The sequence below is a fragment of the Achromobacter sp. ACM03 genome (genome assembly GCF_014851665.1).
Taxonomy (GTDB): Bacteria; Pseudomonadota; Gammaproteobacteria; order Burkholderiales; family Burkholderiaceae_B; genus Achromobacter; species Achromobacter aegrifaciens.
Genome location: NZ_JACVAD010000009.1, coordinates 14,804 through 40,696 on the forward strand (window position 1 = coordinate 14,804; position 25,893 = coordinate 40,696).

At 66.0% G+C, this 25,893-nt stretch carries 24 protein-coding genes and 2 riboswitches; of the genes, 11 read left to right on the plus strand and 13 right to left on the minus strand.

The genetic code is table 11. The features are described from left to right. Positions 1-1,857, minus strand: coding sequence for an ABC transporter ATP-binding protein/permease (locus IB257_RS27685; protein WP_054452686.1), 1,857 nt, complete (start codon positions 1,855-1,857; stop codon positions 1-3). A gap of 184 nt (positions 1,858-2,041) precedes the next feature. Here IB257_RS27685 and IB257_RS27690 point away from each other — a divergent pair, with 184 nt between their 5' ends. Together IB257_RS27690 and IB257_RS27695 are read left to right on the plus strand one after the other, a co-directional pair. Further along, a complete protein-coding gene (locus IB257_RS27690; protein ID WP_054452689.1) occupies positions 2,042-2,422 on the plus strand; it encodes an RNA-binding S4 domain-containing protein in 381 nt (126 codons plus the stop codon). Between the two features lie 21 nt (positions 2,423-2,443). Then, complete coding sequence (locus IB257_RS27695) at positions 2,444-3,661, plus strand: hypothetical protein (RefSeq protein ID WP_192493135.1); 1,218 nt, start codon at positions 2,444-2,446, stop codon at positions 3,659-3,661. A gap of 25 nt (positions 3,662-3,686) precedes the next feature. On the opposite strand, the gene IB257_RS27700 is transcribed toward IB257_RS27695, so the two are convergent. Genes IB257_RS27700 through IB257_RS27710 form a run of 3 tightly spaced genes read right to left on the minus strand, consistent with a single transcriptional unit; the run spans position 3,687 to position 7,421 of the window. Next, entirely contained in the window at positions 3,687-5,120 is a 1,434-nt protein-coding gene (locus tag IB257_RS27700) for an aldehyde dehydrogenase family protein (RefSeq protein ID WP_192493136.1), read from the minus strand. Between the two features lie 4 nt (positions 5,121-5,124). Next, positions 5,125-6,201, minus strand: a complete 1,077-nt coding sequence (locus IB257_RS27705) for an alcohol dehydrogenase catalytic domain-containing protein (protein ID WP_192493137.1) — start codon at positions 6,199-6,201, stop codon at positions 5,125-5,127. Further along, positions 6,198-7,421, minus strand: a complete 1,224-nt coding sequence (locus IB257_RS27710; RefSeq protein ID WP_192493138.1) for an ABC transporter substrate-binding protein — start codon at positions 7,419-7,421, stop codon at positions 6,198-6,200. Before IB257_RS27710 ends, IB257_RS27705 begins: the two co-directional genes overlap by 4 nt. A 179-nt stretch (positions 7,422-7,600) precedes the next feature. Here IB257_RS27710 and IB257_RS27715 point away from each other — a divergent pair, with 179 nt between their 5' ends. From IB257_RS27715 to IB257_RS27730, 4 genes are read left to right on the plus strand one after another with little or no spacing between them, the layout of a single operon-like run. Further along, positions 7,601-9,859: an AAA family ATPase gene (locus IB257_RS27715; RefSeq protein ID WP_192493139.1), complete on the plus strand. Its 2,259-nt coding sequence runs from the start codon at positions 7,601-7,603 to the stop codon at positions 9,857-9,859. Next, the gene (locus IB257_RS27720) at positions 9,750-10,298 is read left to right on the plus strand and encodes a LuxR C-terminal-related transcriptional regulator (protein ID WP_192493140.1); all 549 of its coding nucleotides are present in this window, start codon (positions 9,750-9,752) and stop codon (positions 10,296-10,298) included. Before IB257_RS27715 ends, IB257_RS27720 begins: the two co-directional genes overlap by 110 nt. Positions 10,299-10,355: 57 nt before the next feature. Continuing rightward, positions 10,356-10,715: a translation initiation factor Sui1 gene (locus IB257_RS27725; RefSeq protein WP_054453658.1), complete on the plus strand. Its 360-nt coding sequence runs from the start codon at positions 10,356-10,358 to the stop codon at positions 10,713-10,715. A gap of 19 nt (positions 10,716-10,734) precedes the next feature. Beyond that, positions 10,735-11,088, plus strand: coding sequence for a DOPA 4,5-dioxygenase family protein (locus IB257_RS27730; RefSeq protein WP_119449945.1), 354 nt, complete (start codon positions 10,735-10,737; stop codon positions 11,086-11,088). A gap of 4 nt (positions 11,089-11,092) precedes the next feature. Here IB257_RS27730 and ppk2 read toward each other — a convergent pair whose 3' ends face one another. Further along, the gene (gene ppk2 / locus IB257_RS27735) at positions 11,093-12,325 is read right to left on the minus strand and encodes a polyphosphate kinase 2 (RefSeq protein WP_054452704.1); all 1,233 of its coding nucleotides are present in this window, start codon (positions 12,323-12,325) and stop codon (positions 11,093-11,095) included. A 187-nt stretch (positions 12,326-12,512) separates the two neighbouring features. Between ppk2 and IB257_RS27740 the strand changes: the two genes are divergently transcribed. Continuing rightward, on the plus strand, positions 12,513-12,974 hold the full coding sequence (locus IB257_RS27740) for a hypothetical protein (protein ID WP_054452708.1): 462 nt from the start codon (positions 12,513-12,515) through the stop codon (positions 12,972-12,974). Here IB257_RS27740 and IB257_RS27745 read toward each other — a convergent pair. The 7 genes from IB257_RS27745 to IB257_RS27775 all read right to left on the minus strand — a co-directional run bounded on the left by IB257_RS27745 (position 12,949) and on the right by IB257_RS27775 (position 19,772). Further along, positions 12,949-14,139 carry a PLP-dependent aspartate aminotransferase family protein gene (locus IB257_RS27745; protein WP_119449947.1) on the minus strand — a complete coding sequence of 397 codons (1,191 nt, stop codon included), beginning with the start codon at positions 14,137-14,139 and terminating at the stop codon, positions 12,949-12,951. The two genes, IB257_RS27740 and IB257_RS27745, sit on opposite strands and share 26 nt — an antisense overlap. 54 nt (positions 14,140-14,193) lie before the next feature. After that, positions 14,194-14,850, minus strand: a complete 657-nt coding sequence (locus IB257_RS27750; protein ID WP_054452712.1) for a methionine ABC transporter permease — start codon at positions 14,848-14,850, stop codon at positions 14,194-14,196. Continuing rightward, positions 14,831-15,937: a methionine ABC transporter ATP-binding protein gene (locus IB257_RS27755; protein WP_054452714.1), complete on the minus strand. Its 1,107-nt coding sequence runs from the start codon at positions 15,935-15,937 to the stop codon at positions 14,831-14,833. Before IB257_RS27755 ends, IB257_RS27750 begins: the two co-directional genes overlap by 20 nt. A gap of 15 nt (positions 15,938-15,952) precedes the next feature. Next, a complete protein-coding gene (locus IB257_RS27760; RefSeq protein ID WP_054452716.1) occupies positions 15,953-16,768 on the minus strand; it encodes a MetQ/NlpA family ABC transporter substrate-binding protein in 816 nt (271 codons plus the stop codon). Between the two features lie 155 nt (positions 16,769-16,923). Further along, positions 16,924-17,349, minus strand: a complete 426-nt coding sequence (locus IB257_RS27765) for a CopD family protein (protein WP_054453660.1) — start codon at positions 17,347-17,349, stop codon at positions 16,924-16,926. 93 nt (positions 17,350-17,442) lie between these two features. Next, positions 17,443-18,258, minus strand: coding sequence for a DUF2242 domain-containing protein (locus IB257_RS27770; protein ID WP_192493141.1), 816 nt, complete (start codon positions 18,256-18,258; stop codon positions 17,443-17,445). Positions 18,259-18,395: 137 nt separating this feature from the next. Continuing rightward, positions 18,396-19,772, minus strand: coding sequence for an MFS transporter (locus IB257_RS27775; RefSeq protein ID WP_082400869.1), 1,377 nt, complete (start codon positions 19,770-19,772; stop codon positions 18,396-18,398). 122 nt (positions 19,773-19,894) lie between these two features. Between IB257_RS27775 and IB257_RS27780 the strand changes: the two genes are divergently transcribed. The 3 genes from IB257_RS27780 to IB257_RS27790 all read left to right on the plus strand — a co-directional run bounded on the left by IB257_RS27780 (position 19,895) and on the right by IB257_RS27790 (position 23,131). Next, on the plus strand, positions 19,895-20,905 hold the full coding sequence (locus tag IB257_RS27780; RefSeq protein ID WP_225589267.1) for an AraC family transcriptional regulator: 1,011 nt from the start codon (positions 19,895-19,897) through the stop codon (positions 20,903-20,905). 116 nt (positions 20,906-21,021) lie between these two features. Further along, positions 21,022-22,119, plus strand: coding sequence for an NAD/NADP-dependent octopine/nopaline dehydrogenase family protein (locus tag IB257_RS27785; RefSeq protein WP_192493142.1), 1,098 nt, complete (start codon positions 21,022-21,024; stop codon positions 22,117-22,119). Between the two features lie 16 nt (positions 22,120-22,135). Beyond that, positions 22,136-23,131, plus strand: coding sequence for a 3-hydroxybutyryl-CoA dehydrogenase (locus IB257_RS27790; RefSeq protein ID WP_370540133.1), 996 nt, complete (start codon positions 22,136-22,138; stop codon positions 23,129-23,131). A gap of 5 nt (positions 23,132-23,136) precedes the next feature. On the opposite strand, the gene ampC is transcribed toward IB257_RS27790, so the two are convergent. Next, complete coding sequence (ampC, locus tag IB257_RS27795) at positions 23,137-24,297, minus strand: class C beta-lactamase (protein ID WP_370540134.1); 1,161 nt, start codon at positions 24,295-24,297, stop codon at positions 23,137-23,139. Positions 24,298-24,425: 128 nt separating this feature from the next. Next, a riboswitch (glycine riboswitch) is annotated at positions 24,426-24,517 on the plus strand. A 1-nt stretch (position 24,518) separates the two neighbouring features. Further along, positions 24,519-24,610: riboswitch (glycine riboswitch) on the plus strand. 44 nt (positions 24,611-24,654) lie between these two features. Here ampC and IB257_RS27800 point away from each other — a divergent pair. After that, on the plus strand, positions 24,655-25,884 hold the full coding sequence (locus IB257_RS27800) for a D-amino acid dehydrogenase (RefSeq protein WP_192493144.1): 1,230 nt from the start codon (positions 24,655-24,657) through the stop codon (positions 25,882-25,884). The last annotated feature ends 9 nt before the right edge of the window (positions 25,885-25,893 follow it).

A 25,893-nucleotide genomic window follows, 5' to 3' on the forward strand; every position in this document is an offset into this window, starting at 1 on the left:
CTAGGCCGCCGCCCGCCGCGGCCCGTCCACCGGGCGCAAGCGCTCTACCGGAGCGCCCGCCCGCGCCATCGGTCCCGCCCGCCAGTTCCCGGCGCCATCCAGGTCCAGCCTGTGCGTATGGAACACGTCCAACGTGCTGCGATGTCCCACGCTGACCAGCATGCATGAGGGCAGCGCCTCGCGCAGCAGACTGTACAGCGCATGCTCCAACCCTTCGTCGGTAGCGGACGTGGCCTCGTCCAGGAACACGATGGCGGGCCGGTTGTAGAGCACGCGCGCGAACGCCACGCGCTGCTGTTCGCCGATGGAAAGCATGCGCGACCAATCCGCGACTTCATCCAGGCGCCCGGCCAGATGTCCAAGGTTGACCAGCCGCAGCGCGTCGGCCAGGCGCGCATCGTCCTCGGGCTGCGCCAATCCCGGATACGCGACCGCGCCGCGCAAGTCGCCCAGGGGCAGATAGGGCCGCTGCGACAGGAACAAGGCAGAGGCGCCCTGCGGCCGGCGCACCGCACCCTGCGCATAGGGCCACAGGCCCGCCAGCGCGCGCAGCAAGGTGGTCTTGCCGCTGCCCGACGGTCCCTTGATCAGCAGGGCCTGGCCCGGCCGCAAGTTCAGGTTCAGGTCGCGCAACAGCACCGTGCCGTCGGGGCGCGACACTTGGACGGATTCGATATCCAGGCCGTCCGGCAGGCTCTCCGTCCGCACCGAAGGCAACACGCGCGCAGCTTCGTTGGCGTCCAGAAAACCGTTCAACCGGTCCAGCGTCGCGCGGTACTGCGCGAAGGTGTCGTAGGAGGTGCGGAAGAACGACAAGGAATCCTGCACCTGCCCGAAGGCCTGCGAAGTCTGGATCACGTCGCCCAGCTTGATCGCGCCGCTGAAAAAGCGCGGCGCCTGCAGGATGAATGGGAACACCACGGCCACCTGGCTCACCGACAGGTTGAAGCCGTCGAACTTCAGCCCCCGGTACACGCGCGCCCACAAGTTGGCGATGTAGGCCGAGAAACGCGTCCACAAGGTGGCACGCTCCACGTTCTCACCCTGATAGAACGCCACGTTCTCGGCGTTCTCGCGCAGGCGCACCAGCGCGTAGCGGAAGTTCGCCGTCAGGCGCTCGGACAGGAAATTCAGCTTGATCAGCGGACGCCCGATCTTGAACGCGAACAGCGTCGCCACGATCACGTACAGGTACACCATGAACACCATGGCGCGCGGGATCTCCACGCCCGCCACCGTCAAGGCGCCGGACAGGCCCCACAGGATGGACGTGAACGCCACCAGCGAGACGACCGCGCTCAGCGCGCCGATCGCCAGCGTGCGCGACCCCGTCACGAACATGGCGATGTCCTGTTCGATGCGCTGATCGGGGTTGTCGACCGGAGAGTCGACAAAATGGCCGCGGTAGTAGGCGCCCGCGCCCAGCCAGTCGCGGGTCAGCCTGTCGTTGAGCCACACGCGCCAGCGGATGTCGAAAGCCTGCCCGGCATAACTGTCGGCCAGGGTGCGCATCACGTGCACACAGGCCAGCACCGAGAAGATGCCCAAAAAGCGCCAGAAGGCGCTCTGATCCAATGCCTGCAACGCGCTGTAGAAGCCGTTGTACCAAAACGAAAACAGCACCGTCATGCGCACGGCGAACATCGCCAGGAACAACAGCAGCGCCAGCGTCAACAATGGCCGCCAGCTGCGCCTGGGGTCGAGATACGGACGCGCCAACCGCCAGAACTTGCGTCCCCAGTCCGTGTAGCGCGCAAGCAAGCCCCCGACCAGCACCAGCGCGACGGCCGAAATGCCGAACGCGCGCGCCAACCAGAGCCCGCTTTCCGCCAGTTGCTGCTGCCAGTTCAGGTCCATGAGTCGATTGCCCTCCGATACGCGTTTCTGGTTAGACGAGACGCACGCATCGAGTTCCGGCGCAGGAGCCGTTTTAAGCCTGGCTTAAGCGTTCCGGCGGGGCGATCGAAAGCCGTCTAACAGCAAGACGGGCCACGGCGGCTATCATGAGCGCCTGAGCAGCAATACCGGCAGGTAAGGAACCATGGACAAGATCCGGCTAGACAAGTGGCTATGGGCCGCGCGCTTCTACAAGACGCGCAGCCTGGCCGTGCAGGAAATCGGCAAGGGCCGGGTGTTGGTGAACGACCAGCCCGCCAAGCCCGCGCGCGAAGTCGCGCCAGGCGATCTGGTCACAGTGCGCAAGGAGGACCCGGCGCTGCATGTACGGGTGATGGCCGTCAGCGGCGTGCGCGGCCCCGCCCCCGTCGCGCGCCAGCTCTACGAGGAAACGCCCGAAAGCGTGGCGGCGCGTGAGCGCGCAGCGGAAATGCGCCGCCTGGCGCCCGAGCCCGCGCTGGGCATAGAAGCCGGACGCCCGACCAAGCGCGACCGGCGGCTGATAGACCAGATGCGGGGCAAGTAATTTACCCTTTCCGCGAACGCCATGACCGTCATAGCCCTGTTGAATGCCGAGCAAGAACCTCATATCGTCGCGGACACGCTGATTACCGCCGACGGCAAGGATCCGAATGTCAACCAGCGCATCTGGCTACCCGCCGTTGGCGCATGGCCATCTCAATATGGCACTGAAGCAAACCCCTGGTACATCGCGCGTCTGGGCAGAAAAACATTTGCTTTGCCCAATGGAAGCGGGATGCTCGCCTTTGCAGGAAACTGCCGCGACGCTTTCGAGTTCTGGTCGGAATTGTCAGCCAAGATCATCAATGCTGCGGGCTATTGTTCGGAACAGCGTGTTGACGAAGTCATGGTCAATCAGGCCCTAGCATCCATAGGCGGACAACACATATCCCTGCTGGGCGTATTGATCGATGAGAATGGCAAACACCGCCCATTCGTTCACAATGCGACCATCACTGTGCAGACGAAGAATCTGGGTACCTGTTACGTAGCAGGTTCCGGGACGTCGATCGTTCACGAACTGATCAGGAAGTTCGACGACCTCCTACCGGCGAAACGAACCGACGACAAAGTCTACAGAATGGGGCCGACGGAAGATCTGGCAGAGGGCATTGCCGCGCAACTGATGTACGCCGAGGGCTCCGCCGACAACGGCCATGCGGGTACCTCAATCGACTTTCGTTGCGGAGGCTTCTACGAGTGGTATCAGGTCAAGCAGAAGGGCGTCCTCCATTTGCAGCCACGCCTGGACCTCCACCTTGTGGAAGCAGCTGACGGCAGACTCCTCGCTACCCGTATTTACCACTCCGATCTTTTCGAAGAAAACAACGCCCCGTATCTCCCCGTTCCCGCGCGGGAGTACAAGGTTGTCTTGCTCAACCTTGGGCTATCGCCAACTCCCATGGAGCATTCCACCGATGGCTGGTTGCTTGCGCCCCGCGAGAGCTGCGGAACCGCCATCGAATCCACCTTCAAGCTTTACGACGCTCACGGCGGTACAGGCCGCGCCCACGGCCCCGGGTCTTCTGCGTTGCTTACCAAGCTGTACGGCGTTCCACTTGAAGTGCGGCGCTTGCGGCTCATCGTATCCCGCAGTAGCGGTGCGATCATGCGGTCCATCAGTCGCAGGAAAGGAGAGATCGGAGTTCCCGCAACGATCTCCTATATGAATGATCAACTTCGCATCCTGCTTTCGGACGAGGTCATTGATTCTGCAAAAGAAGCGCTGGCGAAGCTGAATTGACACGCTCAGGCCAACGCCGCACAGCTCAGGCCGCATCTGCCCCCAACACCGCCACTGTCTGCACGCTGGTGTACTCCAGCAGCCCTTCCAGCCCATTCTCCACGCCCAACCCGGACTGCTTGCGCCCGCCGAACGGCACGTCCGGCGACATGGCGTGGATATGGTTGATCCATACCGTGCCGGTTTCCAGGCGCCGCGCGATGGACCGCGCCAGCGCCAGGTCCTTGGACCATACCGACCCGCCCAGTCCATAGTCTGTGTCATTGGCGCGTTGGACGACCTCGTCGATGTCCCGGTATTTCAGCAAGGGCAGCACCGGTCCGAACGCCTCTTCCACCACGCTGCGCGCATCGTCCGGCGGATTGTCCAGGATGGCGACCGGCACGAAATAACCCTTGCCTTGCGGAATGTCGCCACCGGCCAGAAAGCGCACGCCGTTGCGATGCGCATCCGCGATGAGATCCTTGACCCGCTCGTACTGCGGGCGGTTCTGGATTGGCCCCAGGCCAGTCCCCGGCTGCGCGCCATCTCCCATGACCACGCCCCGGGCGTGTTCCACCAACGCCGCGGCGAACTCGTCATAGATGGATTCATGCACATACAGCCGTTTGGTGGCCAGGCAAAACTGCGAGGAATTTCGGAACGCTCCCCAGAACAGCTTGGCGGCCGTCTCGCGCACGTCCACGTCCGGCAGCACGATGGCGGCATCGTTGCCGCCCAGTTCCAGCGTGATGCGTTTGAGCCTGCCGGATGCGCTCTGCATGACGCGCCTGCCCGTCGCGGTCGAGCCGGTAAAGGCGATCTTGTCGATGCCCGGATGCTCGGTCAGCCAGGGCCCCAGCCGGTCTCCGCCGCACACCACGTTCAGCACGCCTGGCGGCAGCAGGTCGCGAAACAGTTCGCCCATCTTGAGCGAAGTCAGCGGCGTGAATGGCGACGGCTTCAACACGACGGTATTGCCCGCCAGCAAGGCCGGGGCGATCTTCCAGATGGCCAGCGTCATCGGAAAATTCCAAGGCGCGATCGCCGCCACCACGCCGATAGGCACATGGCGAGTCTCGAACACGCGGCCGGCGCCGTCGTCCAGCCGCGTGGCGGGCAGATCGCGCGCTGCGGTCGCGCGCAGCCAGGCGACGCAACGGCCGACCTCGGCACGCGCGTCGGCGTGAGGCTTGCCCTGCTCGCGCGTGAGCAGGCGCATGAAGCCTTCGGTGTATTCCTCCAGTCTGTCAGCCATGGCAAGAAGCGCTGCCTGGCGCCGTTCCAAGGGCGTCTCGCTCCATTGCGCAAATGCGCGCGTCGCGGCCGCGACTGCTTCGTTCAACTGCGCCAGCGACGCGTCCGGCACGGTGGCAATGCGTTCCTCCGTGGCGGGATTGAGCACATCGAAGGTTTGCACCGACGTTTCCGCGCGGCCATCCACCGTCATGGAGTAACCGGAATCCAGATTCAGCTGCATGGTTCTATGCCTGTTTCGCGTTGGGTTGTTCGGGACAAAGGACCTGGCGCCCCACCACGCGGCCAGCCGCCAGATCGAGTAGCGCTGCCTGGGCGTCCTGCAGGCAGCGGCAGGAAATCGGAATGGCGCGCGGCCCGCGTTCCCGCACCAAGGTCATGAGTTCCTGCAATTCGGCCAGCGTGCCGATGTAGGATCCTTCGATGCTGATGGCGCGCATGGGCACCAAGGCCGGCGACAGCGGCAATTCCCCGCCGAACAGCCCGATCAAAATCAATTGCCCGCCTTTGGCCAGCAGATCCATGCCCTGCTTCACCGTGCCCGCCGCGCCCACGCAATCGATCACCGCCCAGATCTCGCCAGCGGCGCGTCGAACCTCGTCCAGCGCGTTTGCGGCATGCGCGTCCACGGCAAGGCTGGCGCCGGCGGCCAGCGCGGCGCCCCGGCGCGCGCCATCGGGTTCCAGCACGATCACCTGCGGACACCCCAAGGCGCGCAGCAAGCTCACGCACATGAGGCCCAGGCCGCCTGCGCCGACCACTACGACCGTTTCCGCCTGCAGCACCTCCGGCGCAATCTTGCGGATGGCGCTGTAGGACGTCAGGCCCGAGCATGCGTAGGGCGCGGCCTGCTCTGGTCGCAGGTCGCCGATATCGATCAGGTAGCGGGCGTCCGGCACCAGGATATGGTCGCTATAGCCGCCCGGCCGAAAGATCCCCAGGAAGCGCGGTGAGGCGCACAGGTTTTCGCGACCGCGCCGGCAGACCTTGCAGTCGCCGCAACCGATCCATGGATACACCAGAAAGCGCTGTCCCGCGACAACCCCATTTGCGTCTGGCCCGGCGGCGACCACCACGCCCGCTGTCTCATGGCCCAGAGTCAACGGCAGCGTGACGCCGCGCTGCTCCACGCGCAGGCGCTTGTCGCCGCCCAGATCGTAGTAGCCCTCCCACGTATGCACGTCGGTATGGCATACGCCCGCGGCAAGCACCCGCAGCAACACCTGCGCGCCTTGCGGTTCGGGCGCCGGGCGCTCGATGGGAACCAGCGGCTGACCAAATTCGGTTACGTCATAGCTGATCATCGCATCGCCTGCTTGATCAATGGGCAGCCGCCGCGGTCTTCGGGCCGGAATGCGACGTCGCCCGGGATGACCGCCACCTGTTTGTACAGATCCCACTCGCCGCGGGACTCCTCCGGCTTCTTCACTTCGAACAGATACATGTCGCGCACCACCCGCCCGTCCGTGCGCAGCCGTCCGTTGCGCGTCATGAAATCGTTGATGGGCGTCTCCCGCATCTTGGCCATCACGGCGTCGGCGTCCTTGGTGCCGGCCGCCTTGACCGCGTTCAAATAATGCAGCACCGCGCCGTAGGTACCGGCCTGGGTCATGGTCGGCTTGCGCCCGACCTTGTCCTGGAAGCGTTGCGACCAGGCCCGCGTGGCGTCGTTCTGGTCCCAATAGAACGCCTCGGTCAACAGCAGCCCCTGGCCCAGGGGCAGTCCGATGGACTTCACGTCCGAGAGGAACGCCAGCAGCGCCACCAGCTTCTGCTGGCCGCCCGGCCGGCCGATACCGAAGTCCGCCGCCTGCTTGATCGCGCTGATCACGTCGTTGCCGCCCAGCGCCAGGCCGATGATGCCCGCTTTGGAAGTCTGCGCCTGCAGCAGATAGGAACTGAAGTCCGGCGTATTCAGGGGCGAACGCACAGCCCCCAGCACCTTGCCGCCGTTCTTCTCGATGACCGCGGAGGCGTCGGCCTGCAACGCGTAGCCGAACGAGTAATCCGCGGTCATGAAATACCATTCCTTGCCGCCCTGAGCGGACACCGCCGCGCCCGTGCCGTTGGCCAGCGCGTAGGTATCGTAGGTCCAATGGACGGTGTAGGGCGAACACGCCTTGGCGGTCAATTCCGAGGGCGACGCGCTCGTCACCATGACGATCTTTTTCTTTTCGCGGCCGAGTTCGCTGATGGCCAGCGCCAGCGCCGACGTGGGCAAGTCGGTGACCATGTCCACGCCATCCTGGTCGAACCAGCGCCGCGTCGCCGCGCTGGCGACGTCGACCTTGTTCTGGCCATCGGTGTACACCAGCTCGACCGGCTGGCCCAACACGCTGCCGCCGAAATCCTGCACCGCCATGCGCGCGGCCTCTACCAGGCCCTTGCCGCCGATGTCGGAATACGCCGAGCTCATGTCCGCCATTACGCCGATCTTCACTGGGCCGCCGGCTGGCTGCGCTTGTGCGCCTGCCGCAACGATAGCGGCGCCCGCCAACGCGTACACCGTTTTCACGATTGCCATCGATATGTCTCCGTTATGAGTAAACGCCATTTGCGCAGCAACTGGCCTATTGCCCCGGCCCGAGTCCTTTTGTATCGTAGGCACGCATTTTTCAGCTTCGTCCAAAGCGACGATTTTCGTGTTGCTTGCGGGTTTCCCCCGAGCCGGCGCGCAGTCGTTCCTCACCCAACAGGCAGATCATGCGCCCTCTGTTTTCGCCCGGACATGCGCTGGCCAGCGGCAAGCTCGGCATCCCCGCTGCCCACGCCGACCACATCCCGCGTGAATCGCTGTGTGCACTGGTCTGTGCGCCCGGCAGTCCCAAGATCGTCCTCGCGCGCGGCCCCGCCGGCTATGGCAAGACCACGCTGCTAGCCCAGTGCCTGGCCCGCTTGAGCGCGCAATCCGTGCGCGGTGCGTGGCTGACGCTGGACCGCGGCGATAACGATCTGCCGCGCTTTCTGCGATGCCTGACCGCCGCGCTGGAACCCTTGGCCGCACCGCCCGGGGCGCTGGCGAACATGGAGGCCGACGACGCGCTGGCGCTCGCCCTCATCGAAGCCATCGCTACGCAAACCGCCCCCTTTGCGCTGGTGCTGGACGAGTTCGAGTCCATCGTCGCGCCAGGCGTGCTGGACTTCGTGCAGAACCTGATCAACCGCCTGCCGCCACAGGGCCGGCTGCTGATCGGGTCGCGTCACGCCACCGGCCTGGAACTGGGACGCTTGCGGGCCGACGGCCGGCTGCTGGAAATCGACGCCGCCCAGCTTTGCTTTTCGCTGGACGAGACCACCCTGTTCTTCGCCCGGCGCAACCCTGCGATCACGCGCGCCGAAATCGGCCAGCTTCATCACAAGACCGAAGGCTGGATCGCCGCGCTCTGGCTGGCCTGCGCCTCGCTGGCGCGACAGGACTCCGCCTCGGCGTTCATCGAACGCTTTTCGGGCAGCGACCAGTCCGTCTCCGACTATCTGGCCCAGGATGTGCTCGCCGGACAGACGCCCGAGTTGCGGCGCTTTCTGTTGCGCACCAGCATCCTGAAGCAACTGAACGCGGCGCTATGCCAGGCTTTGCTGCCGGACCTGGACTGCGGCAGCATCCTGCGCGAACTCGAAGACGGGCAGATCCTGCTGTCGCGCTCCTCCGCGGATGCGGCTCAATACCGTTACCACGGCCTGTTCGCGAGCTATCTGCAATCCAGACTGCGGCAGCAGGATCCAGCGGACATTCCCGCGCTGCATCTGGCGGCCTCCCGCTGGTACGCCGAGCAGGGCCGTCCCGTTCCTGCCATCGATCATGCCATCGAAGGCGGCGACTTCGATCAGGCCCTCGCCTTGCTGGCGACACACGCGGAAGCGCTGCTGGCCGAGGGGCGCATGCGGCTGCTCTCCCGCTGGTTCACGCAATTGCCCGCGGCCGTCCTGGCCCGCCGCCCGGCGCTGCAGGCGGTGCAGGTGTGGGCAACCTGTTTTACGCGGGGCGCCAGCGAGGCTTCGCTGCAAATGGACGAGCTGAGGCTGGCTTGCAGCCCCGATCCCGACGTCCGCGCGCATGTGCAGGCCCTGCGGCCCTTGCTGCTCTCCATGACCGATCGCCACGAAGAGGCCTACGCGCTCGGCATGCCCGGCATCGCCGCCGCGGCAAACGCATCCACCTTCGCCGCGACTGCCTTGGCCAACGCCATGGCCAACGTCGCAGCCGTGCTTGGCCGCTACCAGGAAGCGCAACAACTGCTGGATGCCGCCCGCCGCGCGCAGAGCCTGGCCGCCAGCGCCTTCAATCAGATGTACTCCGAAGCGGTGGAGGGCATCATCGACTTGCAGGAGGGCCGCATGCGTCAGGCTGGCGCGCATTTCCGCATGGCGGTCCACTCCACCCGCAAAGGCGCGTACGGCCAGGCCAACGGCAACGCCTGGGCCGGCGCGCTGTACGCGGCCGGGGTCTACGAAGCCGGCGATCTGGAGCAGGCTGCCCGGCTGTTGCGCGTCTACGTGCCGCTGGGGCGGGACACGGGACACCCGGACCATCTGATACTCGGTTATGTGATGCTGGCGCGCATCGCCTTTCTGTCGGGCGACATCGTGCAGACCTTTTATCTGCTGGGCGAACTGGAGTACCTCGGCCATCAACGCCGCCTGCCCCGGATTGCAGGCAGCGCCCGCGTGGAGCGCGCGCGCGTGCTGCTGCTGCAAGGACACCCGCAGGCCGCGCACGACGAGCTCAGGCGCGCGGAAGACGACGATCTGTGGGCTCGCATCGAAACGCTGCGCCTGCCTTCCAACGACTTGCTGTACCCGCGGCTGGGGATGCTGCGCGTGCAGTCCTACACGGGCAGGCCCCGGGGATGCGTTGCGCCAGCTGGATGCGGACATTGCGCGCGCCGTATCGGCCCGCCGCGTCCGGCGCGCCTACAAGTTGGGGATATTCCGCGCCGTCGCCCTGGCGCGCGCGGGCGATGAAGCGCAAGCCCACCAGCAGCTGACAACCTTGCTGGACACGGCGCAGCGCGAGGGACTATGCCGCGTGCTGGCTGACGAAGGCAGCGCCTTCCTCTCGCTATTGCCGCGCTTTTTCTCCTCGCCAGTCGGCTGCGCATGGTTGAATGGCTGCGCGTCAGCCCAGGCCTGGTTCAACCGTTTCCAACGCCATGCCTGGATGCCCGTGGACGCCAGCCCGGCCGCGCCAGCCGCCGAGCGCGCGCCGGCCGACGCCTTGACGGCCAAGGAACTGAACGTGCTGCGCCTGGTCGCGGACGGCCATTCCAACAACGCCATCGCCCAGCGCCTGTTCGTATCCGAAAGCACCGTGCGCACCCATCTGCGCAACCTGAACGTAAAACTGTGCGCCGACAGCCGCACCCGCGCCGTGGCCCTGGCGCGCGAAGCCGGTCTGCTGTAAGGCCGGGACTGGCTGGCCTGCCGGCGATTAAGATAGGGACTTTTGCGCGTGTCCATCATGAAAAGCAGTTCTACAGGCGGCCTGGTCTATTCCACCGACGGCGGCCGCATGTGCCCCGAATGCCGCAAGCCGCTGGCGCAGTGCCTGTGCAAACAGGCACAGACGATTCCCGCCGGCGATGGCGTGGCCCGCGTGTCGCGCGAAACCAAGGGGCGCGGCGGCAAGAGCGTCACCGTGATCAAGGGCCTGGCGCTGGACGGCGCGGCGCTGAATGCGCTGGGCAAACAGCTGCGCAACGCCTGCGGCTCCGGCGGAACGGTAAAGGACGGCGTGATCGAAATCCAGGGCGACCACTGCGAGCGCGTCATGGAATCCCTGCAAAAACAAGGCATCCGCGCCAAGCGCGCGGGCGGCTGACACCGACGGAGCACCAGCAATGACCGAACCCCAAACCAGCGCCGTCGCCAGTTGGCACGCCCATGTCTATTTCGACGCCGCCAGCCGCGACGCCGCCCACGCCCTGCGCGAACGGATCGCCGCGCGCTTTGCCGGCCAGATGGAACTGGGGCGCTTCCATGAGCGCCCCGTCGGCCCGCATCCCCAGTGGAGCTACCAGATTGCCTTCACGCCCGAGCGCTTCGCGGAGATCGCCACCTGGCTGACGCTGCACCACGGGGCGCTGGATGTCTTCATGCATCCCAACACAGGCGACTCCCTGCGCGACCACCGCGACTGCGCGGTGTGGATCGGACGCAGCTACACGCTGAACCTGCAGGCGCTGGGCGCCTGAGCAGCTACAGCGCGCGGCCCACGATCAGCGAATCCAGCGCCATCATGGGATCGCTGCTCTTGCCTTCGTACGGCAGGCGGCTGAGCACGTAGCGCATCGCGTTGATACGCGCGCGCTTCTTGCAGTCGGACTTGACCACCACCCAGGGCGCATCGGCCGTGTCGGTGTGCGCGAACATCGCCTCCTTGGCCCGGGTGTAGTCGTCCCATTTGTCCAGCGAGGCCAGGTCCACCGGGCTGAGCTTCCACTGCTTGAGCGGATGCACCTTGCGCTGCAGGAAACGGCGGCGCTGCTCTTCCTGGCTGACCGAGAACCAGAACTTGATCAGGTGAATGCCGCTGCTGACCAGATGGCGCTCGAAGTCCGGCACCTGGCGCAGGAAGTCCAGGTATTCGTTCTGGGTGCAGAAGCCCATCACGCGCTCCACGCCGGCGCGGTTGTACCAGGAGCGGTCGAACATGACGATCTCGCCCGCGGTGGGCAGATGCTGCACGTAACGCTGGAAGTACCACTGGCCCTTTTCCGTATCGGAGGGCTTCTCCAATGCGACCACCCGCGCGCCGCGCGGGTTCAGGTGTTCCATCATGCGCTTGATGGTGCCGCCCTTGCCGGCGGCGTCGCGGCCTTCGAACAGGATCACGACGCGCTGGCCGGTGGCCTTGACCCAGGCCTGCAGCTTCAGCAGTTCGACCTGCAGGTTGTACTTCTGCTTTTCGTAGTTACGGCGCAGCATGCGGTGGCGATAGGGATAGATGCCTTCGCGCCAGTCCGCGGCCAGCTCATCGTCGGGATTGCGGCGCGTGCGCGGCGCTGCCGAATTGGCTTCCAGCAGCGCGCGATGCACGGCCTGCGCGTCGTCCGGCGACAGTTCCTCGATGACCGAGCGCAGCGCCTCGCGCGCCTGGGCCGGTGCGCTGACGTTGTAGCGACGGGCGATATCGGCCAGCACGGCCACCGTCTCCTGACGCGCGGCGTCCTGGCGCGCGACGACGCGCTTGCGCACATCGAGAGCCGGCTCGGCGGCGGCCGCGGCCGACACGGCGTCGCCCGCCGCGGGCGTCTTGGCCGCGCGCGGCTTGCGGCTGGTGGTCACTGGCGTGACGACGGTCTTGACTACCGTCTTGACGGCCGGCTTGGTGACCGCCCTGGTGTCAGCGCCTGCGGTCCGCTTGGCCGCGCGCTTGCGCGGCGTCTCGGCTACGGCTTGTTCGGTGGCTGGCGTTGTCTTGTCTGTCATCGATCCTGTCCTCGCTACGCTGATCGTCCTGTCCGCGCCTGTCAGGCTTGCGCCTGGGGCCGCTGTCGGGAAAAGCGCAAACGCTACTCCGAGCCCTGCCCTGCGGATTTGACTTCGATCAAACGTTGTAACATTTTTGCAGAGCGCACGGCCGCTACACTGGTCTCCCGTCACCCGCCCCTGCGCCATGTGGTCATTCATCAAACGGCTATTAGCCGGCCCGACGCCGCCCGAAGATCCCCTGCGCGAAACCCTGAGCTTCGATGAAGCCGGCTTCACGCGCAGCAGCGAACTGGCGCGCGCGCTGGGCCAGCGGGAATTCTGGCCCTGGAGCGAGATCCATGAATTCGGCTTCCGCTATACGCAGGCCGTCTTTCCCGACCCCTGGTCGGGCGACTACATGGAAGGCCTGTGGTTCCTGCGCGTGCCCAGCGACGGCGGCGGGCTGATGGCCATGGAGTTCGACGAGGCCACGCTGGACGCCGAACGGCTGCCTCCCGCCCTGCAACGGAACATGCCCGGGCTGGACATGGGCGCGCTGCGCGCGGGGCTGGCCGCCGCCGCGCGCGGGCCACGCAACTTCGAGGACAGTGGGGAATGGGTGGCGTGGCGGCGCGCAGCCGCTACACCCGGTCCAGGCCCTGCTTGAGATCGGCCAGGATGTCCTCGGGCGTCTCCAGGCCCACCGACAGCCGCAGCAAGCCCTCCGACAGCCCGTAGCGTTCGCGATCCTCGGCCGAGTAGCTGGCATGCGTCATGGACGCGGGATGCTGGATCAGGGTTTCGGGATCGCCCAGGCTGACCGCGATGCGCGCGAGCTTCAGGTTGTTGAGCAGCGCGCGCCCCGCCGCCAGTCCGCCCTTGAGTTCGAACGCGACCAGGCCGCCGCCGGCCGATTGCTGGCGACGCGCGATCTCCGCGCCCGCCGTATCCGCCAAGCCGGGATAGAACACGTCGGCCACCGCGGAATGCTCGCGCAACAGCCTGGCCACCTTCAAGGCGGATTCGCTGTGGCGCGCCACGCGCAGCTCCAGCGTCTTGATGCCGCGCAGCACCAGGAAGGCGGTGAACGGCGACAAGGTGGCGCCCGTGAAGTAGCGCAGCCCTTGCAGCCGGATGGCGTCGATGTGTTCCTTGCGCCCCAGCACGGCGCCGGCCAGCAGGTCGCCGTGGCCGCCCAGGTACTTGGTGGCCGAATGCAGCACAATGTCGGCGCCATGCTCCAGCGGACGCTGCAGCACCGGCGTCGCGAAGGTGTTGTCGACGATGGTCAGCAGCCCCTTGCCGCGGGCAATGGCGGACACCGCCGCGATATCCACCAGGCGCAGGTTGGGATTGGCCGGCGTCTCGAAATAGACCGCGCGTGTCTTGGGACCGATGGCCGCGGCTACGGTCTCGGGGCGGGTGAAGTCGGCGAATACCGCGCGCACGCCAAAGCGCGCCAGTCCCTGCGTGAACAGGGTGAAGGCGGTGCCGTACACAATCTGGTCCACGACGATTTCATCGCCGCTTTGCAATAGCGAGAACAGGGTCGCCGAAATCGCCGCCATGCCGGACGCGGTCACCACGCCGGCTTCGGCGCCTTCCAGCGAAGCCAGGCGCTCTTCCAGCAGCGCCTGCGTCGGATTGCGGGTGCGGCCGTAGACGTAGCCCTGCTTTTCGCCCAGGCGGATCTGGTCGAAGGATTCGATGCTGTCCTGGGTGTATGTGGAAGTCAGGTAGAGGGGCGGAGCCAAGGCGCCCTGCTCGTCCAGCGGGTCATAGCCCAGGTGGATCGCGCGCGTGGCAAAACCGTGTTGCGGGGACTCGGACATTTCAGCGTTCCTGTATGTTCGGGTAAGGCCGGGGCGCACAGCCCCGGCGCGGAATCAGCGTTTGTGGTCGGCGCGGCGCGACAGCCATTCACCGGTGAATTGCACGATGGAAACCAGCGCGATCAGGATCACGATCACCTCGAACATCACGCGCGTCTCATAGCGTTCGTAGCCATAGCGGATCGCCAGATCGCCCAGGCCGCCGGCGCCTACGGCGCCTGCCATGGCCGAGGCGTTGATCATTGCGATGACGCTGACGGTCATGCCGCCGATGATGCCCGGCAAGGCTTCCGGCAATAGCACGTGGCGCACGATGTGCCAGCGACGGCACCCCATGGCCCTGGCGGCCTCCACCAACCCGTGGTCCACGTCGTTCAGGCTGACCTGGGCGATGCGCGCGAAGAACGGCACCAGATTGGCCGACAGCGGCACGATGGCGGCCCACGTGCCCAGCGTGGTACCCACCAGGAAGCGCGTGAACGGCAGCATCGCCACCAGCAGGATGATGAAGGGGATGGCGCGGAAGGTATTGACCGTCACCGACAGGACCTTGTTGAAGCGCGGCCTGGGATAGAGATTGCCCGGCGCGGTGACGGTCAGCACCACAGCCAGCGTCAGGCCCAAAACGATGGCGATGACGGCAGAGACGCTCACCATCGCCAGGGTCTGCAGGAATGCCTGCAGGTATTTATCAAGCATCGGCAGCGACATAACCCAGCACCTTGATCTGATCGGCCACCAGCGCGGCGCGCGCGGCCTCTTCCTGTAATGCGTCCGCAGGCACGGACACCAGCAGGCTGCCCTGCGCATGGCCGCGCAAGCGGTCCAGTCCGCCATGCAGCAGCGTCGCACCGGCGCCGAGCGCGGCCAACGCCTGCAGGGACACGCCATCCGGACGCCCCTGCCCCGTAAAGCGCAGCCGCAGCACCGCTATGCCCGCGCGGCCCTGCAGGTCGGGCACCAGCCTGCCGGCAAGATCGGCGGGCAAGTCGTGCTGCAAGGGCCGCAGCAAGGCCCGCGTGGCATCGGCCTGGGGATTGCCGAACACGCGCCAGACCTCGCCTTCCTCGACCTTGCGGCCGCCATCCAGCACCAGCACCCTGTGGCAGACCTCGCGGATCACCGCCATGTCGTGCGTGATCAGCACCACCGTCAGGCCCAGCTTGCGGTTGATGTCCAGCAACAAGGCCAGGATCGACTGCGTGGTTTCCGGGTCCAGCGCCGACGTGGCTTCGTCGCACAGCAGGATCTCCGGTTCATGCACCAGCGCGCGGGCGATGCCCACCCGCTGCTTCTGGCCGCCGGACAGCTTGGCCGGATAGACATCGGCCTTGTCGCGCAGCCCCACCAGTTCCAGCAGTTCCTCCACCCGAGCCCGCGCCGCGGCGGGCCTGACGCCCGCCACGCGCAAAGGCAAGGCCACGTTCTCGGCCACGGTCTTGGCCGACAGCAGGTTGAAGTGCTGGAAGATCATGCCGATGCGACGGCGCAGCCCCACCAGCGCGTTCTCGTCCAGGCCGCCCACATCCACGCCGTCCACCCGCACCCGGCCGGCGCTGGGCCGCTCCAGCATGTTGATGGAACGCAGCAGCGTGGACTTGCCTGCGCCGCTGCGTCCGATGATGCCGAAGACCTCGCCGCGGGCGATGGAAAACGACACGTCGGACAGCGCGGCCACCGGCCCCTGCGCGCCCTCGTAGCGCTTCTGCAGCCCTTCGAACACGACGTGCGCATCAACGGCCTGCGGTCGCGGTGCGGCGTCGGCCAGCTCGGCCATGGAGAATTCGTGTTGCATCATTGCCCGATTCCGATCTCAGAAAACCGGAATCACCGAGCCTTCGTACTTGCTCAGGATGAACTGGCGCACTTCCTCGGAGTGATAGGCCTTGACCAGTTCAGGCACCCAGGGCGCGTTCTTGTCCTGTTCGCGAACCGCGATGATGTTCACGTAGGGGTTGTTTTCCTTCTTCTCCACCGCGATGCCGTCGCGCGTGGCGATCAGCCCGGCCTGATAGGCGAAGCTGTTGACGATGGCCGCGGTGTCCACGTCCGGCAGCGAGCGCGCCAGCACCACGGAGGCGCTTTCCACGAAATTGAGCTTCTTGGGGTTGGAGGTCACGTCCGCCAAGGTCGCCGTGCCGGTGGCCGGATCGAAACCGTCCTTCAACGTGATCAGGCCCTGGTCGCGCAGGATGACCAGCGCGCGCGTCTGGTTGCTGGGGTCGTTGGGAATGCCGACGCGGGCGCCTTCCGGCAGCTCATTGAGCGACTTGTACTTCCTGGAGTAGAACGCGATGGGCGAGATCAGCGTGTTGGCCACGGATACGAGCTTGTAGCCGCGCTGCTTGATCTGGTCGTTCAGGAAGGGGATGTGCTGGAAGGCGTTGGCGTTCAGGTCGCCGTTGTTGAGCGCCTCGTTCGGACTGGCGGTGCCTGTGATCACCACGGGCTCCACGGCCAGGCCGTTCTTCTTGGCGACCTGGGCCACCACCTCCCAGATCTGCTCGTCGACGCCACCGCGCACGCCCACCTTCAGGGGTTTGGGATCGGCCGAGAAAGCCGGGCCATGGAACATTGCCGCCGAAGCCAGCACCGCGCCCAGCAGGCGCTTGAAGAAACGGGAAGTCATGTTGGAATCGCCTCTCAGGCTATGCGGTTATGAGAGAAACGATTCTAGGGAGGGGGACGGACCCCGCGAACGAATAGTTCGTTGAGTCCTTATTACAGGGGCGTTTGGTTATGGCGGCTGGGCATATGGTCCCGGCACATGCGCCGCCGCGCAGATCAGAAGGGTTTGACGACCACCAGCGTCACGATGGCCGCGGAAGCGATGACGGTGAAAGGCGCGTACAGGTCCACCAGCGGCGGACGCTTGGCGCTGCCATTGGCCATGCGCCGCAATGCCGCGCTCTGGATGCCGAGCAGCGCCGACAGCGCCAGCGCGAAGCCAACCTTGACCCAGATCCAGGTCATCGCGAACCAGCCGAAAGTCATGGCCAGGTGCAGGCCGACCAGCCAGGTCAGCACCATGGCCGGCGTGGTCACGTAGAGCGTCCAACGGCGCAAGGCGCCCAGCATCTTGCGTTCTTTGGGCGCTTCTTCGCTGTCCTGCGGCTGCGAGGACAACAGGAACAAGGACACGAACAGCGATCCGCCCAGCCAGGCGACCACGGCCGCCACGTGGAGCATTTTCAGGAGTTGATAGGTCATGATGCCCGCGATTATCGCCGGATGCGGACCGCGCCGCGAGTCGGCGCGGCGCATCCGTTTGCGCTACGGCAAGCGGTGCCCGGCAAGGCTGCCTTACTTGGCCGCCTCGGGGCTGGCCGGGGCGGCCGCGCCGGATGCAGGGGCCGACGCCGGAGCGGGCGCGGTCGAAGCGGGCGCGGCGGGTGTCGGCGCGGCGCTTGCCGGAGCGGCGGACGCGGGCCCACCAGGTGCAGGCGCTTTTGGAGATTCGCTACCGCCGTTGGCCGCGGCCGGATTCAGGGTATCGGCTGGCTTGTCCGGAGATTCCGCGGGCTCGGCCGGCGCGGCCTTGGGCTGCGCCTTGGCACGGCTCGCGGGCGGATGAGGCGCGGCGGCCGCCTGCGCGTCCGGCAGGAAACGCTGCAGCAACTGGAAGAAACCTTCGTAGAACTTGGGTCGCGCAACCGTCTGGCTGCCCGTCTTCACCAGCGAATCGTCGCTGGAGCCGAACGGCATGGACACCTGCCCCAGCACGCTCACCCCCACACTGGCCGAGCTGTTGGTTCGCTTGATCGAATAACGGTCCTGTACCGCGTTGGCGAACACCGTGGCGCGCTCGTTCGCGCTGCCGTCGGAGGCGCATTCGATGTTGAAGGCGATCTGGGTATGCTGGCCGTTCTCGTCCTGGAAATTCTTGTGCCCCGTGACCCGCGAACCCTCGAACTTGTCGATGTTGTAGCCCTGGCTCAGCAAGGCGCGGCGGCCCGCGTCGCAGGCGGCGACGTTACTCGCTTCGACGGTGCGCGAGTAGGTGTTGTTCTGGGTGAAGTCTTCTTTTTCGAACTCTGGCTTGGGGGATGAGCATCCCGCCAGGACGCCCACCAGGGCAACGGACAGGGCCAGCGACGAACTGCGGGAAAAACGGGGCATGAATTGGAGGAACAGTAATGCGTCAAGCGTCCGTTATAGCGCATCCCCGGCACCATTTCTTTTACGAGGAATGTGCAGTTCAACGGAGAGGTAACAGAGTTCAAAAAAGGGCCGCATCGCGACCCGGGCAGCCGCGTTCAGGGCGACACGCGCGCCGGCGCAAGCGGCGGCGCCTCCTGCGCCTCCAGGTTCAGGCTGCGCCGGTAGTGCTTGCAGCCAGCGGCGAGCAGGCCGATGCACAATACCGCGGCCACGCCAATCAGGACCGAGATGGATTGCCCGACTGCCGCCGGGTTCTTGAACAACCGATCAGTCAGCATGGCCACGGCGGTGGTGCCCAGGCCCAGCCCGATCAGGTTCGAGATCAGCAGGAATAGCGCCGACACCTGGGCGCGCAGCTGATTGGGGGGCAGGATCTGCATCGCAGCCGTCGAGGTCGGCATGGGGAACGAGGCGAAGAACATGGCCGGCAGCAGCAAGCCCACCGACCACCACAGGGAATCGACCTGGGTGAAGATCACCGCCGGCAAGGCCATGCCGGCCGCCCCGATCACGCCGGCGCGCAGCGGCGCATCGCTGTAGCCGCGCTTGGCCAGCCAGTCCATCAGCCAGCCGCCGCAGAACACCCCGGCGGTGTTGGCGACGAGCACCACCACGCCCAGCATGTAGCCGGCTTCCGAAGGCGACATGCCGAACTTGCGCATGTAGAACGCGGGCGTCCAGCCCAGCAGCGCGAACAGCACCATCGCATAGAACGAGAAGCCCAGGTAGTGGCAGAAAAAGGTGCTGCGGTGGCGGCCCAGGAAGCGGAAAGTATCTTTCATGGCGGGCTTCTGCACCTGCCCCGACGCATTGCGCCGCAAGCCCAGCCGCTGCGGATCTCGCACCGTCAGCAGGATCAGCAGCGCGATCAGCAGGCCTGGCAATCCCACAATGAAGAAGGTCACCTGCCAGGGCCGCATCGCGCCTATCCAGGGCAAGGCAACGGTATCCACGCTCTTGAGCAGGTTGATGACGTAGCCGCCGATCAGGAATGCCATGCCGCCGCCGATGAACGAGCCGATCGAATATATCCCGACTGCGCGCCCCAGCTTTTCACGCGGAAACATGTCGCTGAGCATGGAGTACGTGGCAGGCGACAGCGCCGCCTCGCCCACGCCCACACCGATCCGCGCAAGAAACATCTGCGCGAAATTGCGCGACAGGCCACAGGCCGCCGTGGCCAGGCTCCAGAATGCGACGCCGATCGCGATGATCTTGGGCCGCGAATAGCGATCCGCCAGCAAGGCGATCGGTATGCCCATGAAGGCGTAGAACAAGGAAAACGCCAGCCCGTGCAGCAAGCTGAATTGCGTGTCGGACAGCTGCAGGTCATGCTTGATGGGCTCGATCATCAGCGCCAGGATCTGCCTGTCGACGAAGGAAAATATGTACGCTAGCATGCATATCACCACGACGTACCACTCGTAGGCGTAGCTAGGTTTTGATCCGTGCCGCGGGCTGCCGTCAGTCATGGTTTGTTTCCCTTGTATGGTGGTGAGATCTGCCCATGCCCAAGGACCGGGTCGCGTCTCACTTGCTTGCAGGCCCATCTTTTGTAGGTCTTTGCGCAGCCAGCCTCTATACGCCTGACGCAATGACTGTTCCCGCTGCGCAGGAAAGCATGTTCAACGACACCAATCCGCTGGACCGCCATTGCTTGCTGGACTCGGGCAACATCGCCGAGATCAAGGACCAGGTCAGCCAGCACCTCTGGTCGCACCGCATGTGCGTCCCCCCGGGAAAACCCCTGCAATCCCGCCTGTACGGCGTCTTCTTCGGCAATGCGGCCTTGTTCGATCTGCACTATGGCGCGGAAGTCGAGATCGACGCCGGCGATATCGCCAGCTACTACCTGATCCGAATCACGCTGCAAGGCTCCGGGCTGATCACGCTGGGCAAGCGCAGCGCGTCGATGAGCGCGGGCAGCCTGACCATTTCCTCGCCGTCCGAGCGCAGCGTGATCCGCATCGGCCGCGACTGCCGCAACCTGATCCTGCGCATCGAGCGCGAGGCGCTGGAGCGCCAGCTGCAGCGGCTGCTTGAACGCCCTATCAAGCAGGCGCTGGTGTTCGACCTGCAAATGGATGCCGACGCTCCCGGACCGGTGGCGGTGCGCGAAACGCTGGACTATCTGTGCCGGCTGTACCGCCATCCCGCCATTGAAGGCGTCACGCAAACGCTGGCCGCCGGCTTTTCAGACTACCTGCTGACGCTGCTGCTGACCCAGCTGCCGCACAACTACTCCGAGGCTTTGCAGGCAGACCGCCGCCAGCCGTTGCCGCTGCACGTGCGGCGCGCGCGCGATTACATAGAAAGCCATCTGGACCAGCCGCTATCGCTGATGGACCTGGCGGCCTACTGCGGCGTCTCCGTGCGCACGCTGCAAAACGGCTTTTCGCAGTTCCTGAAGCAGAGTCCCAGCGACTACGTGCGCAACCAGCGGCTGGCCCAGGTGCACGCGGCGCTTGCGCAAGCCGGCGAAGGCGATAGCGTCACCGACATCCTGCTGCGGCACGGCATTTCCAGCTTCGGGCATTTCGCCACCCACTACCGCAAGCGCTACGGCTGCCTGCCGTCGGACACCCTGCGCCAAAGCAGGCATTAGGCGTCGCACGGCAGCGCCGGATTCGCTTGCCGGATCGGAACGCCGCTTGCGCGTTCGGCGCAGCCACGCCTGCACGCCGCCGCTAGGATCAAGGCTCCATCTGACGGAGCTTGACCATGAGAATCAGCGTCATAGGCGGCGGCCACGGCTGCTACGCGGCAGCGGCCGAGCTGTTTGAGAAAGGCCATCACGTGCATTGGTGGCGCAGGGACTGGTCGGCCTTCCAGGGCTTGCGGGATGCGGGCGCGCTGACGGTCACCGACTATCGCGGCAGCCGCCAGGTTCCGCTGGGCGACGGACCGCGGCAGTTGCAGCTGGTGCGCGACCTGGCCACGGCCGTGGAGCATGCGGAGCTGCTGGTCATTCCCCTGCCTTCCACCACCCACGAAGCGCTGGCGCGGGAATTGGCGCCGCTGCTGCGCGACGGCCAGGTCGTGTTCCTGCCGCCTGGCACCTTCGGCTGCTACGTCTTCGCCCGCGCCATGAAAGACGCGGGAAACGTCGCGGATACGGCCTTCGCCGAAACCGGCACCCTGCCCTATCTGGCCCGCAAGCATGGCGAAAAGGTCGTGATCAGCGGCTACGCCACCCGTCTGCCCACCGGCGTCTTTCCGCGGCGGCTGTCGAAGCAGGCGCTGGCCGTGGTCCAGCGCGCCTACCCCAGCATCGAACCGATAGAGGACGGACTTTCGGGCGCACTGATGAACGCCGGCCCCATCATCCATCCGCCGCTCATCATGATGAATGCAGGGCCGCTGGAACACTTCGACAAATGGGACATCCACAACGAAGGCACCCAGGCCTCCATACGGCGCGTGACCGACGCGCTGGACGCGGAGCGCATCGCCATCCGTGTGGCCCTGGGCTATGCCGCGCCCCACTTCCCGTTGGCCGACCACTATGCCGCCGAAGGCGATGAATGGATGTACGGCCGCGGCGCCCATGGCAAGCTCACCGACAGCGGCGACTGGCGCGAGGACATAGACCTGCACACGCACCGCTACATGCTCGAAGACACGCGGCTCGGCCTGTCATTCCTGGTGTCCGCCGGCCGCTGGGCGGGCGTGCCGACGCCGGTCGCGCAAGGCCTGCTGAGCCTGGCCAGCGCGGTCACCGGCCGCGACCTCTACGCGGAAGGACGCACATTCGAACGCCTGGGCCTGGACCGCCTGTCGCACGCGGACATGCGCCTGCTTCTGGCCGAAGGCTGCTGACACGGAGATGCAAGCCATGAATGAAAAAATGTGCGTAGTCGGCGCCGGCCGCATGGGCGTGGGCATCACGCTGTCATATATCCATGCCGGACTGGACGTCACGCTGATAGACATCAAATCGCGCACGCCCGCCGAGCAAGCCGGGTACTTCGCCCGCGTGCGGGACGATCTGCGCCGCGAGCTCGGCATCCTGTGCAGCCTGGGCTTGCTCGACGCCGCGCAGGCGGAGGTTGCGCTGGCGCGCGTGCGCCTATGCACGCGCGAGGATGCGGAGGCAGACCTGCGGCAGGCGCGCGTGGTGTTCGAAGCCGTGCCTGAACGCCTGGACGCCAAGCGCGATGCCTTTGTATGGCTGGGAGCGGCCTGCGCGCCGGACAGCATCATCGCGTCCACCACGTCCACCTTTCTGGTCACCGAGCTGGCGGAACTGGTGCAAAACCCGCAGCGCTTCCTGAACGCGCACTGGCTCAACCCCGCCTACCTGATACCGCTGGTGGAAGTGAGCCGCGGCCCGCAGACCAGCGAGGCCGCGACGCAAGGGCTGCTGGCAGCGCTGCGCCTGGCGGGCAAGAAGCCCGTGCAGTGCGCCCCCGCCGCGGGCTACATCGTGCCCCGCATCCAGGCCCTGGCCATGAACGAAGCGGCCCGCATGGTGGAGGAAGGCGTGGCCAGCGCCGAAGACATCGACACGGCCGTGCGCCTGGGCTTCGGCCTGCGTTTTTCGGTTCTGGGGCTGCTGGAGTTCATCGACTGGGGCGGCGGCGACATTCTCTACTACGCCTCGCGCTACCTCGCCGATGCCATCGATCCGCGCTTCGCCTCGCCTGCGGTCATCGCCCGCAATATGGAACAAGGGCGCAACGGGCTGCGCGACGGCCAGGGCTTCTATGACTACGCCGGCATGGACGTGAATGCCTACAAGATGGAGCGGCTGGCGCAATTGTGCAAGCGCCTGGAAGTGATGGACCTGCTGCCCCGCTACGACGCGGCGAGGCAGCCGCCCGCGCGATAGCGGGTCTATTGCTCCAGCTCGCCCAGGATCCGGTACGCCAGCCGGACCCTGGCCTCGTTGGGATAATTCCGGTTGGCCAGTATCACGATGCCCAGCTTCTTCGACGGCACGAACGCCACATAGCCGCCGAAGCCATTGGTCGAACCCGTCTTGTTGATCCACACGGTCTCCTGCGGCGGCAGCGGCGGGCTCAACGCCGCCACGGGCTGGCTCTGGCTGTTGTAGTTGCCGGCATTGGCCGTCAACAGCGCGTCCAGCGTTGCCGGATAGCGCAATTGCTCCCAGACCAGATCCTGGGTCATGTCGCCCAGCTGGTAATAACCGACGTGCGTCTGCGCGATTGCGCCGCGCAGTTCGGCATCCGCAAGGTTCAAGCCCATGTTCGCGTCGACGAAACGGATCAGGTCGCGTGCGCTGGTCTTCACGCCGTAGGCTTCGCCGGCCAGCACGCCCGGATTCACGCGCACGGGCGCATTCTGCTTGTTGTAGCCCTGCGCGTAGTCCGCCATCCTGGCGGCGGGCACGTCGATGTAGGTGCTGGTCAGGCCCAGCTTGGGAAACAGGTCCTGCTCCATGGCCGCCTTGAACGGCCGGTTCAGGCTCTTGGCCGCCACCATGCCCAGCATGCCAATACTGGGGTTGGCGTAGGTGCGATACGTGCCAGCGGCATGCTCGGGCTTCCAGGCCTTGAGATAGGCCATCAGCTGCGCCTGGTTCTTGATCGCGTCGGGCACCTGCAAGGGGAAGCCGCCGGTCGTGTGCGTCCCCAGGTTGATCAGGCTCAGCTTGGCGAAGTCGCTGCCGGCGAGCTCCGGCAGGTACTTGGCCGGACTGTCGCTCAAGGCCAGGCGGCCGCGCACCTGTGCATAGGCTGCCAGGGTTGCCGTGTAGGTCTTGCTGATGGAGCCGATCTCGTACAGCGTATCGCTGCCGGCCGGCCTGCGGGTCTGCCTGGACGCCACGCCATAGTTGTAGAAATGCTGTGTCCCGTTGCGGGTCACGGCGATCGACATGCCCGCAATGCCGTGTTCGCGCATGACGGCCTGGACCGCCTCGTCGACCTTGCGGTCCGTCTCTGCCTGGCCGGCCTGCGCCAGCGCGCAGCCTGCGGCCATCAGCGCAAACAATCCCGTGCGCAGCATGCTGTTCAAGCGCATTCTCGTCATTCCCTGTCGTGTCGGATCCGTGGCGCCGCGACGGCGGCGCGCATGCATCGTAGCGCGATGCGACGCCTTATTGGTACTAACCCTTGGTCTCATCCCAGGGGAATTTGGCTATTCTCGCCTCGTCGATCCAAAACCCCGCAGAAGAGACCTGCCCCCGCGGCAGGCGCCGACGGAGCAACCGCCCCGGAAACTCTCAGGCAAACAGGACTGCGCGGTCTAGACAATCTGGAGAGAGGCGCCAAGCGCGCCCACCGAAGGGGAACCCGCCGCCGTCTGCGCCGCGGGTGAAGCTCTCAGGTACAGAGACAGATGGGGTGCTGCGGCCGGGTGGCCGCGGCCACTCAATCTGGAGCCATCATGCCCCGCATCGCCATCATTGGCGCCGGTATCACCGGCGTCACGTCCGCCTATGCCTTGAGCAAACTGGGATATCACGTCACTGTCTATGACCGCCAGCGCTATCCGGCCATGGAGACCTCCTACGCCAACGGCGGCCAGTTGTCGGCCAGCAACGCCGAGGTCTGGAACAGCACCGCCACCATCATGAAAGGCCTGCGCTGGCTCGGCCGCCACAACGCGCCGCTGCTGCTCAATCCCCGCTTCAGCTGGCACAAGTACTCCTGGCTGGCGCAGTTCATCGGACAGATCCGCAACTACCGCCGCAACACGATCGAGACCACCCGGCTGGCCATCGCCGCGCGCCAGCATCTGTACGCCATGGCGGAAGAAGAAGGCATAGATTTCGACCTGGAGCGCCGCGGCATCCTGCACATCTACCACGACGCCGCCAGCTTCGAGACCGCGCGCCGCGCCAATGCCCTGCTGCAGGAAGGCGGGCTGGAGCGCTACGCGGTGTCGCCCGAGGAAGCGCGCAGCATCGAGCCCACGCTGCAAACCGCCTGCCATGGCGGCTTCTACACGCCTTCGGACGCCACCGGCGACATCCACAAGTTCACCAGCGGCCTGGCTCGCGCCTGCGAACGCCGCGGCGTGCGCTTCGCGCAGGACGCGGACATCCGCAACATCAGCCTGGACGGCGCGCCCTACGTGCTCGACGTCGTACGCGAAGGCGGCACGCGCCGCGAACAGCACGAGGCCGACGCCATCGTCGTCTGCGCCGGCGCCGTCAGCCGGCAGTTCGCCAGGCAGCTGGGCGACACGCTCAACATCTACCCGGTCAAGGGCTACTCCATCAGCGTGCATCTGGACGACGCCGCCAGCCAGGCGGCCGCGCCGCGCGTCAGCCTGCTGGACGAAGCCGCCAAGATCGTCACCAGCCGCCTGGGCGACCGCTTCCGCGTGGCCGGCACGGCGGAGTTCAATGGCTTCAACATGGACATCCGCGCGGAGCGCGTGCAGCCCCTGGTGGACTGGACCCGCAAGCACTTCCCCAGCATCCGCACCTCGCGCGTGGTGCCGTGGTGCGGGCTGCGCCCCATGACTCCAAGCATGATGCCCCGCGTGGGCCCGGGCAGGCGGCCCGGCGTGTTCTACAACACGGGACATGGGCACCTGGGCTGGACCTTGTCGGCGGCGACGGCGCAGATGCTGGCGGCGAGCGTGAGGGAGGGGGTGGGAGAGGCTTGAGCGGGTGAA